This is a genomic window from Enterobacter sp. Acro-832 (assembly GCF_011752745.1).
GTDB lineage: Bacteria > Pseudomonadota > Gammaproteobacteria > Enterobacterales > Enterobacteriaceae > Enterobacter > Enterobacter quasiroggenkampii.
On record NZ_VWWX01000007.1, the window covers coordinates 82413 to 97903 of the forward strand.

11 protein-coding genes are annotated in these 15491 nt (G+C 57.5%); 6 read left to right on the forward strand and 5 right to left on the reverse strand.

Annotation, left to right across the window (positions count from 1 at the left end):
* Window positions 1-4: 4 nt before the first annotated feature.
* On the reverse strand, window positions 5-1513 hold the full coding sequence (glpD, locus tag F3J31_RS20020) for a glycerol-3-phosphate dehydrogenase (RefSeq protein ID WP_048027712.1): 1509 nt from the start codon (window positions 1511-1513) through the stop codon (window positions 5-7).
* A gap of 188 nt (window positions 1514-1701) precedes the next feature.
* Between glpD and glpE the strand changes: the two genes are divergently transcribed.
* From glpE to F3J31_RS20035, 3 genes are read left to right on the forward strand one after another with little or no spacing between them, the layout of a single operon-like run.
* Entirely contained in the window at window positions 1702-2034 is a 333-nt protein-coding gene (gene glpE / locus F3J31_RS20025; protein ID WP_008503062.1) for a thiosulfate sulfurtransferase GlpE, read from the forward strand.
* A 47-nt stretch (window positions 2035-2081) separates the two neighbouring features.
* Window positions 2082-2912 carry a rhomboid family intramembrane serine protease GlpG gene (gene glpG / locus F3J31_RS20030; protein WP_167214902.1) on the forward strand — a complete coding sequence of 277 codons (831 nt, stop codon included), beginning with the start codon at window positions 2082-2084 and terminating at the stop codon, window positions 2910-2912.
* Window positions 2913-2928: 16 nt separating this feature from the next.
* Window positions 2929-3687, forward strand: a complete 759-nt coding sequence (locus F3J31_RS20035; protein ID WP_008503060.1) for a DeoR/GlpR family transcriptional regulator — start codon at window positions 2929-2931, stop codon at window positions 3685-3687.
* 81 nt (window positions 3688-3768) lie between these two features.
* Here F3J31_RS20035 and malT read toward each other — a convergent pair whose 3' ends face one another.
* The gene (malT, locus tag F3J31_RS20040) at window positions 3769-6474 is read right to left on the reverse strand and encodes an HTH-type transcriptional regulator MalT (RefSeq protein ID WP_045909015.1); all 2706 of its coding nucleotides are present in this window, start codon (window positions 6472-6474) and stop codon (window positions 3769-3771) included.
* Between the two features lie 585 nt (window positions 6475-7059).
* Between malT and malP the strand changes: the two genes are divergently transcribed.
* Window positions 7060-9453, forward strand: coding sequence for a maltodextrin phosphorylase (malP, locus tag F3J31_RS20045; RefSeq protein WP_167214905.1), 2394 nt, complete (start codon window positions 7060-7062; stop codon window positions 9451-9453).
* A gap of 9 nt (window positions 9454-9462) precedes the next feature.
* On the forward strand, window positions 9463-11541 hold the full coding sequence (malQ, locus tag F3J31_RS20050) for a 4-alpha-glucanotransferase (protein ID WP_167214908.1): 2079 nt from the start codon (window positions 9463-9465) through the stop codon (window positions 11539-11541).
* An 88-nt stretch (window positions 11542-11629) separates the two neighbouring features.
* Here the strand turns inward: malQ and gntT are convergent, their stop codons facing one another.
* The 3 genes from gntT to gntX all read right to left on the reverse strand — a co-directional run bounded on the left by gntT (window position 11630) and on the right by gntX (window position 14582).
* Window positions 11630-12946, reverse strand: coding sequence for a gluconate transporter (gene gntT, locus F3J31_RS20055; RefSeq protein WP_024907902.1), 1317 nt, complete (start codon window positions 12944-12946; stop codon window positions 11630-11632).
* A 315-nt stretch (window positions 12947-13261) separates the two neighbouring features.
* Window positions 13262-13837 carry a Fe-S biogenesis protein NfuA gene (nfuA, locus tag F3J31_RS20060; protein WP_008503055.1) on the reverse strand — a complete coding sequence of 192 codons (576 nt, stop codon included), beginning with the start codon at window positions 13835-13837 and terminating at the stop codon, window positions 13262-13264.
* 61 nt (window positions 13838-13898) lie between these two features.
* Entirely contained in the window at window positions 13899-14582 is a 684-nt protein-coding gene (gene gntX / locus F3J31_RS20065; protein WP_167214911.1) for a DNA utilization protein GntX, read from the reverse strand.
* A 36-nt stretch (window positions 14583-14618) separates the two neighbouring features.
* Here gntX and bioH point away from each other — a divergent pair, with 36 nt between their 5' ends.
* Window positions 14619-15392, forward strand: a complete 774-nt coding sequence (gene bioH / locus F3J31_RS20070; RefSeq protein WP_167214914.1) for a pimeloyl-ACP methyl ester esterase BioH — start codon at window positions 14619-14621, stop codon at window positions 15390-15392.
* The last annotated feature ends 99 nt before the right edge of the window (window positions 15393-15491 follow it).

Sequence of the window (15491 nt, forward strand, 5' to 3'; positions counted from 1 at the left end):
CACATCAGGACGCCAGCGACAGCTCACGCTTTCCCGCATGTTGCAGTAACCACTGCGCCACGCGAGACTGCTGCTCGGCGTTGAGCCACATCCCTTCTTTGGTACGGCGCCAGATAGCATCGTCCAGACGACGCACCCACTCGTGCTCAACCAGGTAACGCAGCTCGGCTTCGTACAGCTCGTGGCCGAAATGCTCGCCCAGATCCGCAATGTCCTTCGCATCGCCCAGGAACAGCTCGGTATTGCTGCCGTAGGTGCGGGCATAGTGGCGCGCCATCCCTTCGGTGATGAACGGGAAGCGACGACGCAGCTTCGCGGCGTAATCATCGCGGTTATCGCCGATATCACCGCCGGGCAGTACCGCGCCCTTGGTCCATGCCGGGCCAATGCCTTTGTAGTACGGCGCCAGTTTTTCCAGCGCGTGCTCGGCCAGCTTGCGATAGGTGGTAAGCTTGCCGCCAAACACGGACAGCAGCGGCGCCTGGCCGTCTACGTCGTGAATATCGAGCGTATAGTCGCGGGTGATGGCCTGCGGTGAGTCAGATTCGTCATCGCACAGCGGACGCACGCCGGAGTAAGTCCAGACCACGTCGTCGCGCGACAGCTGTTTCTTAAAGTGCGCGTTATACACTTTGAGCAGGTAGTTCACTTCGCTCTCGTCGATCTCGACGTTCTTCGGATCGCCTTTGTACTCCACGTCGGTGGTGCCGATGATCGAGAATTCGTCCATCCACGGGATCACAAACACGATGCGCTTGTCTTCGTTCTGCAGAATGTACGCCTGCTTCTGGGTATGCACGCGCGGCACCACAATGTGGCTGCCTTTGATCAGGCGGATGCCGTACGGGGAAGGCAGATGCATGCCCTCGTCAAAGAACTGTTTCACCCACGGGCCGGTGGCGTTCACCAGGCCGCGCGCTTTCCAGCTGAATTTCTCGCCGGTATCGATATCTTCCGCCTCGACAATCCACAGGCCATTTTCACGGCGGGCAGAGGTCGCGCGGGTGCGGGTTTTCACCTCGCCGCCTTTCTTCTCAACCATCTGCGCGTTCGCCAGCACCAGGCGGGCATCGTCAACCCAGCAGTCGGAATATTCGAATCCGCGCACGATTTCAGGCTTAAGGACCGATTCTGAGCCAAAACGCAACCCTTTCGAACCCGGGAGGCTGGTGCGTTTACCCAGATGATCGTACATAAACAGACCAATTCGGATCATCCACGCCGGACGCAGATGCGGGCGATGGGGCAGGCGGAAGCGCATCGGAATCGCCAGATGCGGGGCCATTTTCAGCAGCACTTCACGTTCGGCCAGCGCTTCACTGACCAGGCGGAATTCGTAGTGTTCCAGGTAGCGCAGGCCACCGTGAATCAGTTTGGAGCTGGCGGACGACGTCGCGCAGGCGAGATCGTTAGCTTCCAGCATCAGTACGGATAAACCGCGTCCTGCGGCATCGACCGCAATACCGGCACCGTTGATGCCACCGCCTATCACAATCAGATCTTTGGTTTCCATAACACCCTCATGCACTTTCGTTAAAGCTCAGAAATGTTCGATATCGCTCATAATAGCAAAGGAACGCGCTTTTGGTAACATCAAAAAAACAATTTAGAGTGATATGGATAACATAATGGCGTTTACCCGCCGCCAGGACGTACACTACGGGGTAAAATCTTGTCGTTGACCACTGTAAAGAGAACACCATGGATCAGTTTGAATGTATTAACGTAGAAGAAGCCCACCAGAAGATGCACCAGGGAAAAGCGGTGCTGGTGGACATCCGCGATCCGCAGAGTTTTGCGATGGGTCATACGCCGGGCGCGTTCCATCTCACCAACGACACGCTGGGCGCGTTTATGCGCGATAACGACTTCGACACGCCAGTGATGGTCATGTGCTATCACGGCAACAGCAGCAAAGGCGCGGCGCAGTACCTGCTTCAGCAGGGTTACGACGCGGTTTATAGCGTCGACGGCGGTTTCGATGCCTGGCATCGTCATTTCCCGGCGGAAGTGGAATACGCTTTTGAGCGCTGATCCCGCTATACTGTCCCCTTTTGTGTGGAAATAAGCGACCGCTGCCCATGTTGATGATCACCTCTTTTACCAACCCGCGCGTCGCCCAGGCGTTTGTCGACTATATGGCGACGCAGGGCGTTATTCTGACTATTCAGCAACATACGCAGACCGACGTCTGGCTGGCCGATGAGAGCCAGGCCGGGCGGGTAAACGAGGAGCTGACGCGTTTTCTTGAGAACCCTGGCGACCCGCGCTATCTCGCGGCCAGCTGGCAATCCGGCCAGACCGGCAGCGGATTGCACTACAGCCGCTTTCCCTTCCTCGCCACCATTCGCGAGCGCGCGGGCCCGTTTACGCTGCTGCTGATGGCGGCCTGCATCCTCGTCTTCATTATCATGAACGTGGTCGGCGACCAGAGTGTGATGATTGCCCTGGCGTGGCCCTATGACCCGTCTCTTGAGTTTGACGTCTGGCGCTACTTTAGCCACGCGCTGATGCACTTCTCGGTGATGCATATCCTCTTTAACCTGCTTTGGTGGTGGTATCTCGGCGGTGCCGTTGAAAAGCGCCTGGGCAGCGGCAAGCTGATCGTTATCACCATCATCAGCGCCCTGTTAAGCGGCTACGTGCAGCACAAGTTCAGCGGGCCGTGGTTCGGCGGGCTGTCGGGTGTCGTGTATGCCCTGATGGGCTACGTCTGGCTTCGCGGGGAGCGCGACCCGGAAAGTGGCATCTATCTGCAACGCGGATTAATAACCTTTGCGTTAATATGGCTAATTGCCGGATGGTTTGATCTGTTTGGTATGTCTATCGCCAACGGTGCGCACGTCGCCGGGCTGGCCGTGGGGCTGGCGATGGCCTTTGCCGACACGCTCCATGCGCGAAAACGAACATAATTCTCAGGGATAATTGATGAAACAAACACAACGTCATGACGCCATTATCGAACTGGTAAAAAAACAGGGATACGTCAGCACCGAAGAGCTGGTGGAGCAGTTTGCCGTCAGCCCACAAACCATCCGTCGTGACCTGAACGACCTGGCCGATCAGAACCGTATTCTTCGCCACCACGGTGGCGCGGCGCTGCCATCCAGCTCGGTTAACACCTCCTGGCACGACCGTAAAGCCACGCAGACGGCGGAAAAAGAGCGTATTGCCCGCAAGGTCGCCAGCCAGATCCCGAACGGGGCGACGCTGTTTATTGATATCGGCACCACGCCGGAAGCGGTCGCCCATGCGCTGCTGGATCATGAGAACCTGCGCGTGGTCACCAACAACCTGAACGTGGCTAACACCCTGATGCAGAAAGACGACTTCCGCATCATCCTCGCGGGCGGGGAGCTGCGCAGCCGCGACGGCGGAATTATCGGCGAAGCCACCCTCGATTTTATCTCTCAGTTCCGCCTCGACTTCGGCATTCTGGGGATCAGCGGCATCGACAGTGACGGCTCGCTGCTGGAGTTTGATTACCACGAGGTACGCACCAAGCGCGCGATCATTGAAAACTCGCGCCACGTGATGCTGGTGGTGGATCATTCGAAGTTTGGCCGTAACGCGATGGTGAACATGGGCAGCATCAGCATGGTGGATGCGGTCTATACCGACGTGATGCCGCCGGCGGGCGTGATGCAGGTAATTAAAGATAATAATTTGCAGCTGGAATTGTGCTAACGGTTGTGTCGGGTGGCGCTGCGCTTACCCGACCTACAACACCCGTAGGCCCGTGCAAGCGTAGCGCCGCCGGGCAATGAATTACACTCCGTACCCCATCATCTTCAACAGCTGCTGTGCATGCTGTACCGCATCCTGACGATGCGCCACGCCCAGCTTCTGGTACAGGTTGCGGATATGCGTTTTGATGGTGGTCGCCGCCACCGCCAGCTCGCCGGCAATCTGCTCGTTGCTGTAGCCTGAATAGATCAGCCCCAGAACCTGCCATTCGCGCTGGGTGAGCGGGCTGGTGCGGATAAGCTCCGGCACTTCCGGGTGGTTCAGCAGACGTTCAACGAAGTTCTCATCGAAATGCGCGAACTTGTGCCGATGATGCTGGTTAATCTCGCGCAGAATGCGCTGGGCGCGATGCTGATCCAGCTCCGGCAGCGTGTTAAGCTGAATAAGCTGACGCAGCTGCTGGGCCATCACTTCACCTTCAATCACAAAGTGGCTGATAAACCCGGTGCGGTTAGCCAGCTGCAGCGCCTCCAGCAGCACGCGCTGGGCATCGTTTTTACGACCCGCCTGCCAGTAGAGCTGGTTCTGCAGCAGCAGGTTGCGGTTCAGATCGCTCATCAGGCGCAGGCTGCGCGCGTTCTCGTTCAGCTCTTCCAGCACAATCTCAGCGGGCTCTAATTCACCGAGCAGGATCTGCGCGCGGGCAATGTTGCGCCACTGGCTCTGCAGGAAGTGGTTGTTGGCAAATTCCGGTTTTGGCGTCTGACGCAGCCAGTTGGCGGCGGATTTTTTATCGCCGGTCATCTGCCAGTAAATCACCCGGACCTTATCGGCGTTTGACACCCAGTCGCTATGATACTGACCGTTGCCGAGCAGGTTTTCCAGGCGGTTAAGATGGTTGCGGGCGTTATCGAGATCGCCGCGCGCCAGCGAGCACTGCACCAGCAGCGCCAGACACTGTAACTGCTGCTGAGGCTGGAAACTGGAAAGAACATCCACACCCTGGCGGGCGCAGCTTTCTGCTTCATCCAGACGCGACCATGCCCACAGCAGCTGAGCGCGAATACGCAACAGGAACTCGTGCATCGGCAGCTGTTCCAGGTGCTGTTCACGAATCAGCTGGAACGCTTTTTCCTGGTTTTCCCAGGCAGCCTGCAGGAACCCCTGTGCGAATAAAATCTCGCTCTGCTGGATCAGGCTCCACAGCGCGTAGTGCCAGACATCATGACGACGCGCCATCTGTTCGGTTTGCTGCATCAGTGAAAGCGAACGCGTGAGGTCACCTTTGCAGTGCAGCACTTCGCCGTGTACGGAGGTCGCCACGATGCGGCTGTAGAAGTTGGCCAGCGGCAGTTCATCCAGCGCGACCATCGCCAGCCGTTCCGCTTCGTCCGGGTCGCCGTCGTTAATGGCCACCTGAGCGCGCAACGCGTTGAACTCGCCGTGCAGGGTGGTATCCATCTCGCTTTCCATCTCCTGCTCGGCACGCGCCAGCAGGGTGTTCACTTCGCTGTAGCGATGCTGGCTCTGCATCAGCCAGGCCTGCAGCAGCACCAGACGCGGATTCTCCAGCAGGCTTTCCCACGGCAGGGCTTTGAGGGACTCTTCCAGCAGCGTCAGCTCGCTGTGGTTAAACAGGCCCCACGCATGATTGAGGAGGATATCGCGCAGCATGCTGGCATCCCCGGCGGCGAGCGCGTGGTGGATGGCCTCGCTCGGGAAGCCCTGTGCCATCCAGCTTTCGGCAGCGGCGCGGTGGATCTCCGGCAGTTCAACCGCCAGCTCCCACTGACAGCGCTGGCGCAGGAAGCTACCAAACAGCGGATGATAGCTAAACCACTCGCCGGGATCGTCCATGCGCGTCAGGAAAAGGCCCTGACGTTCAATTTCTTCGAGCTGCAGCTGACCGTTTTCACAGCCCGTCACCCGCACGATGAGGGCATCGTTCATGGAGCGCAGCAGCGAGCTTTTCAGCAGGAAATTACGCGTCGAGGGATCGACACTGTTCAGCACCTCGTCCACCAGGTAATCAGAGAGGTGGCTGGCGTTGATGCCGGCCAGACGCCGCGCTGACTGATGGGCTGGACTGTTGTTTTGCCGGGCAGAGAGGGCGATGAGCTGCAGCGCCGTGGCCCAGCCCGCGACGTCATCACACAGGCGGCTGCTTTCAGCGGCCTCAATGGGTGAGGTCAGGCGGCAGTCAAAGAACTGTTTTGCTTCCTGGTGGGTAAAGGCCAGCTGCTGGCTACCCACTTCCAGAAGCTGATCGCGCACGCGCAGGTTGGCAATACCCAGCTGCGGCAGATTGCGTGACAGCACCACTAACGTCAGGTTTTCCGGCTGATGGCGCAGGAAGAAACGCATTGATTCATGAATCACCGGGTTAGTGATGAGATGGTAATCATCAATCACCACGTATAGCGGGCGATGCCATTCAGCCAGTTCGATAAACAGCTGAGAGAAAAGGGAGGACAGGCTGGCGTACTGGCGCTTTTGCACCATCACCTCACTGGCAACGCAGTGTCCATGGGTGGCTTGCTGTATCGCGGCAATCAGATAGCTGGCAAAGCGCTCCTGCTGGTTATCGCCCTCATCAAGAGAGTACCAGCCAAGATCGCTCTTACCTGCGGCCCATTGCGAAATGAGCGTTGTTTTTCCATAACCTGCAGGGCTCGTAACCAGCGCCAGTCGGAAATTATGCGCGCCGGAAAGTTTAGCCAACAGACGCTCGCGGACCACTGTGTGGTCAAGACGAACCGGGCGACTTAATTTAGACGGAATCAACATAGGTTTCACTTCACTGTGGGGAACGAGAGATTTTATTTTTTTTGCGCTTCGTAATTAATGGTTATAAGGTCGGCCAATAAGTTAACTATTGCAAGTTATGTCTGGATTTGGTGGCTGTGAATTTGCACTCTGTCACAAAACATTCAGGCAGAGGAGGGAACTTTCTGAAAAGGTCTTTGATGCCCCGTCAATGCTGGCTTGTATGGCTGTGCTGCGGCTGCGCTGAAACTGGTTTCAGAAAGGGATAGTGACGTCGAATTTAATATACTTCTGGTAAAGTTAAGGGAGATTAATAATCTCCTTAGCGATTTCCCGATTGCCGAAATATTATTCTACGTAAGTAATTATTTCGGCGGGGTTTAATTTCACCCGAAACCGCATTTCATTTCTTTGACATTCTCCTCGGTTACTTTTTTATCTTCCGGGCACACTCGAACTATGCTCTGAGAGTGGCCTTGATCACACTTTTCTGCTCATCCCCGCTACTCCTCCCTGTCTAATCCCCCTCGGGAGGAGGAAGAGGGGAAATGAGCCAGGCACACTAGCGCCAACTTGTGTTTTCTTTCTAAAGGATGCCGATCCCCTATGTCACAGCCTACCTTCAACAAAGCTCAATTCCAGGCTGCCCTGACGCGTCAGTGGCAGCGTTTTGGCCTTCATGCTGCAAACGAGATGACGCCTCACCAGTGGTGGCAGGCAGTGAGCGGTGCGCTCGCAGAGCAGCTGGATGCTCGACCCCTGGCAAAACCGGTAAAAGGCCAGCGCCATGTAAACTACATTTCAATGGAATTCCTGATTGGCCGTCTGACGGGCAACAACCTGTTGAACCTCGGCTGGTATCAGGAGGTCGGTGACGTCCTTAAAGAACACGATATTAACCTGACCGACCTGCTGGAAGAAGAGATTGACCCGGCGCTGGGCAACGGCGGCCTGGGACGCCTGGCGGCCTGCTTCCTTGACTCCATGGCGACCGTCGGCCAGTCGGCGATTGGCTACGGTCTGAACTACCAGTACGGCCTGTTCCGTCAGTCTTTTGCTGACGGCCACCAGATGGAAGCGCCGGACGACTGGCATCGCAATACCTATCCGTGGTTCCGCCATAACGCGCAGCTTGACGTGCAGGTTGGCATTGGCGGGAAAGTGACGAAACAAGGTCTCTGGGAACCGGCGTTCACCATCACCGGCGAAGCCTGGGATCTGCCGGTGCTTGGCTACCGTAACGGCGTGGCGCAGCCGCTGCGTCTGTGGCAGGCGAAGCACGCCCACCCGTTTAATCTGACTAAATTCAACGACGGCGATTTCCTGCGGGCCGAGCAGCAGGGCATCGACGCCGAGAAGCTGACCAAAGTTCTCTACCCGAACGACAACCACCTGGCCGGTAAAAAGCTGCGCCTGATGCAGCAGTACTTCCAGTGCGCCTGCTCCGTGGCGGACATTCTGCGTCGCCATCACCTGGCGGGCCGCAAGCTGGCGCAGCTGCCGGACTTCGAAGTGATTCAGCTCAACGACACGCACCCGACCATTGCCATCCCGGAACTGCTGCGCGTGCTGATCGACGAGCATCAGCTGAGCTGGGACGACGCCTGGGCCATTACCAGCCGTACCTTTGCCTACACCAACCACACGCTGATGCCAGAAGCGCTGGAGTGCTGGGATGAGAAGCTGGTGAAAACGCTGCTGCCGCGCCACATGCAGATCATCAACAAGATTAACGACCAGTTTAAAACCCTGGTGGACAAGACCTGGCCGGGCAACAAGGCGGTCTGGGCGAAGCTGGCGGTGGTTCACGATAAGCAGGTACGCATGGCGAACATGTGCGTGGTGAGCGGCTTTGCGGTCAACGGCGTGGCGGCGCTGCACTCGGATCTGGTGGTCAAAGACCTCTTCCCGGAATACCACCAGCTGTGGCCAACCAAATTCCACAACGTGACCAACGGCATCACGCCGCGTCGCTGGATCAAGCAGTGCAACCCGCTGCTGGCGGGCCTGCTGGACAAGACCCTGAAGAAAGAGTGGGCCAACGATCTGGACCAGCTCATCAACCTGGAAAAATACGCTGACGACGCGACATTCCGCGAGCAGTACCGGGCGATCAAGCTGGAGAACAAGGTTCGCCTGGCGGAGTTTGTGAAAGTGCGTACCGGGATTGAGATCAACCCGAATGCGATTTTCGATATTCAGATCAAACGTCTGCACGAGTACAAACGCCAGCACCTGAACCTGCTGCACATTCTGGCGCTGTACAAAGAGATCCGCGAGAACCCGCAGGCCGATCGCGTTCCGCGCGTGTTCCTGTTCGGTGCGAAAGCGGCCCCGGGCTACTACCTGGCGAAAAACATCATCCTCGCCATCAATAAAGTGGCGGCGGCGATCAACAGCGATCCGAAAGTGGGCGACAAGCTGAAGGTGGTGTTCCTGCCGGATTACTGCGTCTCGGCGGCTGAAATGCTGATCCCGGCGGCGGATATCTCCGAGCAGATCTCTACCGCAGGGAAAGAAGCCTCCGGTACCGGCAACATGAAGCTGGCGCTGAACGGCGCGCTGACCGTCGGCACGCTCGACGGGGCCAACGTCGAAATCGCCGAGAAGGTGGGTGAAGAGAACATCTTTATCTTCGGCCACACCGTGGAAGAGGTGAAAGCTATCAAGGCCAAAGGCTACGACCCGGTGAAGTGGCGTAAGAAAGACAAAGTGCTGGACGCGGTGCTGAAGGAGCTGGAGAGCGGCAAATACAGCGACGGCGACAAGCACGCGTTTGATCAGATGCTGCACAGCATGGACAAACACGGCGGTGACCCGTATCTGGTGATGGCGGACTTCACGGCCTACGTTGAAGCGCAAAAACAGGTCGATGTGCTGTATCGCGACCAGGAAGCGTGGACCCGCGCGTGCATCCTGAACACCGCGCGCTGCGGTATGTTCAGCTCTGACCGCTCAATCCGTGATTATCAGGCCCTTATCTGGCAGGCAAAACGCTAAGGAAGCGCGATGGAGAGTAAACGTCTGGACAGTGCCGCGCAGGCGGCGGGAATAAGCCTCAGTTACATTAATGCTCACGGCAAACCACAGTCTATTGGCGCCGACACCAAAAGACGTTTGCTGGACGCTATGCACAAAACCGACGCGAAAGCGTCGGCTGCGCCGGTGCCGAACGTGAAGGTATTCACTGCAGGCAAAAAGATGCCGCTCGCGGTGGAGGGACGTGGCGAGTTTAGCTGGCTGCTCACGACCGAAGAGGGGCATCAGCATAAAGGCCACGCCACCGGCGGCAAAACGCTAAACCTTCCGGCGAAGCTGCCGGAGGGCTATCACACCCTGACGCTCACCCAGGACGATCGGCGTTTCCACTGCCGGGTGATCGTCGCGCCAAAACGCTGCTACGAGCCGCAGGCGCTGCTTGAAGGCAAAAAGCTGTGGGGCGCCTGCGTGCAGCTCTATACGCTGCGTTCCGACAGCAACTGGGGGATCGGTGATTTTGGCGATCTGAAGAACATGCTGGCATCCGTGGGCGAGCGCGGCGGTGCGTTTATCGGCCTCAACCCGATCCACGCCCTCTACCCGGCCAACCCGGAGAGCGCCAGCCCGTACAGCCCGTCATCCCGTCGCTGGCTGAACGTGATTTATATCGACGTTAACGCCTTAGATGATTTCAAAAACAGCCAGGAGGCGCAGGCCTGGTGGAAACTCAGTACCACGCAGCAGGCGCTGAAGCAGGCGCGCGAAGCCGACTGGGTGGATTACTCCACCGTCACGGCGCTGAAAATGGCCGCGCTGCGCCTGGCGTGGAAAGGCTTTTCGCAGCGCGATGACGAGCAGATGGCGGCGTTCCGCCAGTTCGTGACGCAGGAGGGCGAGAGCCTGTACTGGCAGGCGGCGTTTGATGCGCTGCACGCGTATCAGGTGAAAGAGGACGAAATGCGCTGGGGCTGGCCGGTCTGGCCTGAAGCGTATCAATCCGTCGACACGCCGGAAGTGAAAGCGTTCTGTAAAAAATATGCCGATGAAGTGGACTTCTACCTGTGGCTGCAGTGGCTGGCGTACAGCCAGTTTGCCGCCTGCTGGCAGGTGAGCCAGGGCTATAAAATGCCGATTGGCCTGTACCGTGACCTGGCCGTGGGCGTGGCGGAAGGCGGCGCGGAAACCTGGTGCGACCGTGAGCTGTACTGCCTGAAGGCCTCCGTGGGGGCGCCACCGGATATCCTGGGGCCGCTCGGCCAGAACTGGGGATTACCGCCGATGGATCCGCACGTCATGGCGGCGCGCGCCTACGAGCCGTTCATCGACCTGCTGCGCGCGAACATGCAGAACTGCGGCGCGTTGCGTATCGACCACGTGATGTCCGTGCTGCGCCTGTGGTGGATCCCGTACGGTGAAACGGCGGACCACGGGGCGTACGTGCAGTATCCGGTTGACGATCTGCTGTCGATCCTGGCTCTGGAAAGCAAGCGTCATCAGTGCATGGTGATCGGTGAAGATCTCGGTACCGTGCCGGTGGAAATTGTCAGCAAGCTCCGCGACAGCGGCGTCTACTCCTATAAAGTGCTCTATTTTGAAAACGACCATGAGAAAACCTTCCGCGCGCCGCAAGCGTACCCTGAACAGTCAATGGCAGTCGCGACGACGCATGACCTTCCTACGCTTCGTGGCTATTGGGAAAGCGGCGATCTGACCCTTGGCAAAACGCTGGGCCTGTATCCTGATGAAGAGGTGTTACGCGGCCTGTATCAGGATCGCGAACTCTCCAAACAGGGGCTGCTGGATGCGCTGCACAAGCAGGGCTGTCTGCCAAAACGTGCCGGGCATAAGGCGTCGCTGATGTCCATGACCTCCACGCTCAACCGTGGTTTGCAGCGTTACATTGCCGACAGCAATAGCGCCCTGCTGGGCCTGCAGCCGGAGGACTGGATTGATATGGCGGAGCCGGTGAACATCCCGGGCACCAGCTATCAGTACAAGAACTGGCGCCGCAAGCTGTCCACCACGCTTGAGGCGATGTTTGCCGATGACGGGGTGAAAAGGCTGATTAAGGATTTGGATAAGCGGCGAAAAGCTGCCGGGAAGAAGTAATAAAAAAACCCGCCAGTGGCGGGTTTTTTATTATCCGGTAGTGCTCATGTAGGTCGGGTAAGGCGTAGCCGCCACCCGACTTAGGGCATCAGACCACCATATTCAACAGCAGCACCCCAACCAGACCGCACACCGAAATAATGGTTTCCAGCGCGGACCAGGACTTGATGGTTTCACCGATCGTCAGGTTGAAGTACTCCTTGAACAGCCAGAAGCCCGGGTCGTTAACGTGAGAGAAAATCACGCTACCGGAACCGACGGCGATAACCATCAGCTCAGGGCTCACGCCCGTGGTGGCAATCAACGGCGCAACGATACCGCCCGCGGTGATCGCCGCAACGGTCGCAGAGCCCAGCGCAATACGCAGAACTGCGGCAATAGACCAGGCCATCAGAAGCGGCGACACGTTGGTTTCATGCATCATAGCGGCGATGTATTTGTCCACGCCGCTGTCGACCAGAACCTGCTTGAATGCACCGCCACCGCCGATGATCAGGAGCATCATGGCAATAATTTTGATGGAAGAGGTCAGCGTGTCGTTGATCTGATCCATGGAGCGGCCACGGTTCAGACCGAAGGTGAACATCGCGATCAGCACGGCAATCAGCGTTGCCATCACCGGGTCACCCAGGAATTCCGCCACGGACAGGAACGCATGACCTTTCGGCAGGATCATCTCTGCCACGGCGCGCATCGCCATCAGGATCACCGGTACCAGAGAGGTCCAGACGCTGACGCCAAAGCCAGGCATCTCTTCTTCGGTGAAGGTTTTGGCGCTGTACAGACCTTCCGGGATAGGCTTATCAATGCCTTTCAGGAAGCGGGCATAAACCGGACCTGCCAGAATCACCGTCGGGATCGCCAGAATCGTACCGAACAGCAGGGTTTTACCCATGTCGGCGTGGAAGATGGTGGCGATAGCGGTTGGACCCGGGTGCGGCGGCAGGAAGCCGTGGGTCACGGACAGCGCCGCGGCCATAGGCACACCGACATACAGCAGCGGGATGCTCGCGGCAGCCGCAATGGTGAACACCAGCGGCAGCATCAATACGAAGCCTACTTCATAGAACAGCGCGAAACCGACGGTAAAACCGGTTAACACCACTGCCCACTGAATGTTCTTCTTACCAAATTTGTCGATAAGCGTGGTGGCAATACGCTGGGCGCCACCGCAGTCCGCCAGCATTTTACCGAGCATGGCGCCGAAGCCCATGATCAACGCCAGGCTACCGAGCGTGCCGCCGACACCGGCTTTAATCGAGCTGATAACTTTCACCAGCGGCATCCCCTGCATCAGACCGACTGCAAGCGCCACCAGAACCAGAGCGATAAATCCGTTCATTTTGAAGCGGATCATCAAGAGCAGTAATAACACAACACCGATAGCAACGATGACTAATGGCATGATTTACCTGGCCTTTGAATTGTTATGGGTAACGTCATTGTTTCAACGACAAATTCCGATTGTCCCAACTGGGAACAGAGAAGTAACGGCACTAATACTGATGCCTTTTAAACGATTAAGTTTAGTCGGCTGTTATGAGTGTGTTTAGTGCCCATGAGAATGATACGGGTAACATGGCGTGATTGAGAATCACCCTGGAAGGCAAAATGTGAATTATGAGACGCAGGTCAACATATAGAGGGGAACGAAGAGGGGGACAGGGTTTTGTAGGCCCGGTAAGCGCAGCGCCACCGGGCAATACAGACGGGCAATGAATCAGTAGTAGGAGTGCTCGCCGCGCTGGTGTTCGGTCAGGTCACGCACGCCTTTCAGTTCCGGGAACTCGTTCAGCAGTTGCTTCTCGATCCCTTCTTTCAGGGTGACATCGACCATTGAACAACCGTTACAACCGCCGCCAAACTGCAGAATGGCAAAACCTTCGTCGGTGATTTCCATCAGGGAAACACGGCCGCCGTGGCCAGCCAGCTGTGGGTTGATCTGGGATTGCAGCAGATACTCAACGCGCTCCATCAGCGGGGCATCGTCAGACACTTTACGCATTTTCGCGTTCGGTGCTTTCAGGGTCAGCTGAGAACCCAGCTGATCGGTGACGAAGTCGATCTCCGCATCTTCAAGATACGGTGCGCTCAGCTCATCAACATAGGCGGTGAGCTGTTCAAATTTAAGGGCAGTGTCGGTGGCTTCCACAGCGTCCGGAGGACAATAAGAAACACCACATTCTGCATTCGGAGTGCCTGGATTAATCACAAACACGCGGATCTGCGTCCCTTCTTCCTGATTTGCCAGCAGTTTGGCAAAGTGCGCTTGTGCAGAATCGGAAATACGGATCATAGCTTTGGCCTAATAGTTGACTAAATTACCTGGGTATAATCATACGCCCATTGAAGAAGGGCTACAAGGTACGGCACAGACACCATACCTGAACCGACGCGGCGCCGCTTTGCAAAAGCAGTCGGGAAAGTTCAGCAACGGTACTGCCTGTGGTGACGACATCATCCACAATCGCGATATGGAGACCGTCGACCGGCAATTCAAGGCGAAAGGCATTTTTGAGGTTTCTTTTGCGAAGCCGGGCGCTGAGCTGATGCTGGATGGAGGTGGCATGAACACGTGTCAGCGCGCGGGCATCATACTGACAGCCAAGCCACCGGGCGAGGGGACGGCAGATTAGGTCACTCTGGTTATAGCCCCGCCGCCAGTGTCGACGTCGGTAGAGGGGGACATTCACCAACCTGTCGATTTTCGGCAATGCGCGGTGGCGCCGCGCCTGTAAAACCGCCAGCAGTAGCAGTCGGGCAAGGGGCTGAGCCAGCGCACTCTGGCCGGAAAACTTCAGCGCGTGAATCAGCCTGCTCAGCGGCGGAACATAATCATCCACTGCCACCAGCGCACTCCACGGCGGGGATTTTTTCAGGCAGCGGCCGCAGGGCAAAGAGGGATTGGTGGCCGGTAAACCGCATTGTGGACAGGTCCCGATACGCCATTGCAGCGATCGCGTGCAGACGGAGCAGATGCCCCATCCGCTGAGTGCCAGCGGCATTCTGCATAGCCAGCACAACCCAGGTACTGTTAGCATGTGCAACCTCCATGTGAAAAAAGAGAACAGTAACTGATGAAGACGCTGTGGTGGCAGACCGTAGGGACAGGAAATTGCCATCTTGTGCTGCTGCACGGATGGGGCCTGAATTCTGAAGTGTGGCGTTGCGTAAGCGAGGAACTTGCCTCGCAATTTACGCTGCATCTGGTGGATTTGCCGGGTTATGGCCGCAGCCGCGGCTTTGGCGCGATGTCGCTTGATGAGATGGCGCAGCAGGTTCTGGACGCCGCGCCGCAAAACGCTGTCTGGCTGGGCTGGAGCCTGGGCGGGCTGGTGGCAAGCAAGATTGCGCTGGATAACCCCGGGCGCGTGAGCGCGCTGGTCACCGTTTCCTCGTCACCCTGCTTTAGCGCACAGGACGCGTGGCCGGGGATCAAGCCTGAAGTGCTGGCAGGGTTCCAGCAGCAGCTAAGCGACGATTTCCAGCGGACGGTGGAGCGTTTTCTCGCGCTGCAGACGATGGGTACAGAAACCGCGCGTCAGGACGCGCGCACGCTGAAGCAGACCGTGCTGTCGCTGCCGATGCCTGACGTTGAGGTGCTTAACGGGGGGCTTGAGATACTTAAGACGATCGATCTGCGTGAACCGCTGGCGTCGCTGGCGCTTCCGCACCTGCGTATCTACGGCTACCTTGACGGCCTGGTGCCGCGCAAAGTGGCTCCGCTGCTGGATGATCTGTGGCCGAACAGCGAATCGCAGATCATTGCCAAAGCCGCACATGCCCCGTTCATCTCTCATCCGGCGGAGTTTTGTTCAGCGCTCATTGCGTTAAGTCAACGTTTCGACTGATTATTTTCTATCCTGCCTGGAAAAAGTAACATACCGCAACCATACTCCAGATGTCGTTGCGGTTGTTCTGCCTACGATAATCAAAACAACAATCCTATG

Bases quoted from the DNA above. Each gene is read 5' to 3' on its own strand.
- glpE (WP_008503062.1), top strand. From the start codon at position 1,702: ATGGATCAGTTTGAATGTATTAACGTAGAAGAAGCCCACCAGAAGATG.
- malP (WP_167214905.1), top strand. From the start codon at position 7,060: ATGTCACAGCCTACCTTCAACAAAGCTCAATTCCAGGCTGCCCTGACG.
- gntT (WP_024907902.1), bottom strand. From the start codon at position 12,946: ATGCCATTAGTCATCGTTGCTATCGGTGTTGTGTTATTACTGCTCTTG.
- bioH (WP_167214914.1), top strand. From the start codon at position 14,619: ATGAAGACGCTGTGGTGGCAGACCGTAGGGACAGGAAATTGCCATCTT.
- gntX (WP_167214911.1), bottom strand. From the start codon at position 14,582: ATGCTAACAGTACCTGGGTTGTGCTGGCTATGCAGAATGCCGCTGGCA.
- nfuA (WP_008503055.1), bottom strand. From the start codon at position 13,837: ATGATCCGTATTTCCGATTCTGCACAAGCGCACTTTGCCAAACTGCTG.
- malT (WP_045909015.1), bottom strand. From the start codon at position 6,474: ATGTTGATTCCGTCTAAATTAAGTCGCCCGGTTCGTCTTGACCACACA.
- glpD (WP_048027712.1), bottom strand. From the start codon at position 1,513: ATGGAAACCAAAGATCTGATTGTGATAGGCGGTGGCATCAACGGTGCC.
- glpG (WP_167214902.1), top strand. From the start codon at position 2,082: ATGTTGATGATCACCTCTTTTACCAACCCGCGCGTCGCCCAGGCGTTT.
- malQ (WP_167214908.1), top strand. From the start codon at position 9,463: ATGGAGAGTAAACGTCTGGACAGTGCCGCGCAGGCGGCGGGAATAAGC.
- F3J31_RS20035 (WP_008503060.1), top strand. From the start codon at position 2,929: ATGAAACAAACACAACGTCATGACGCCATTATCGAACTGGTAAAAAAA.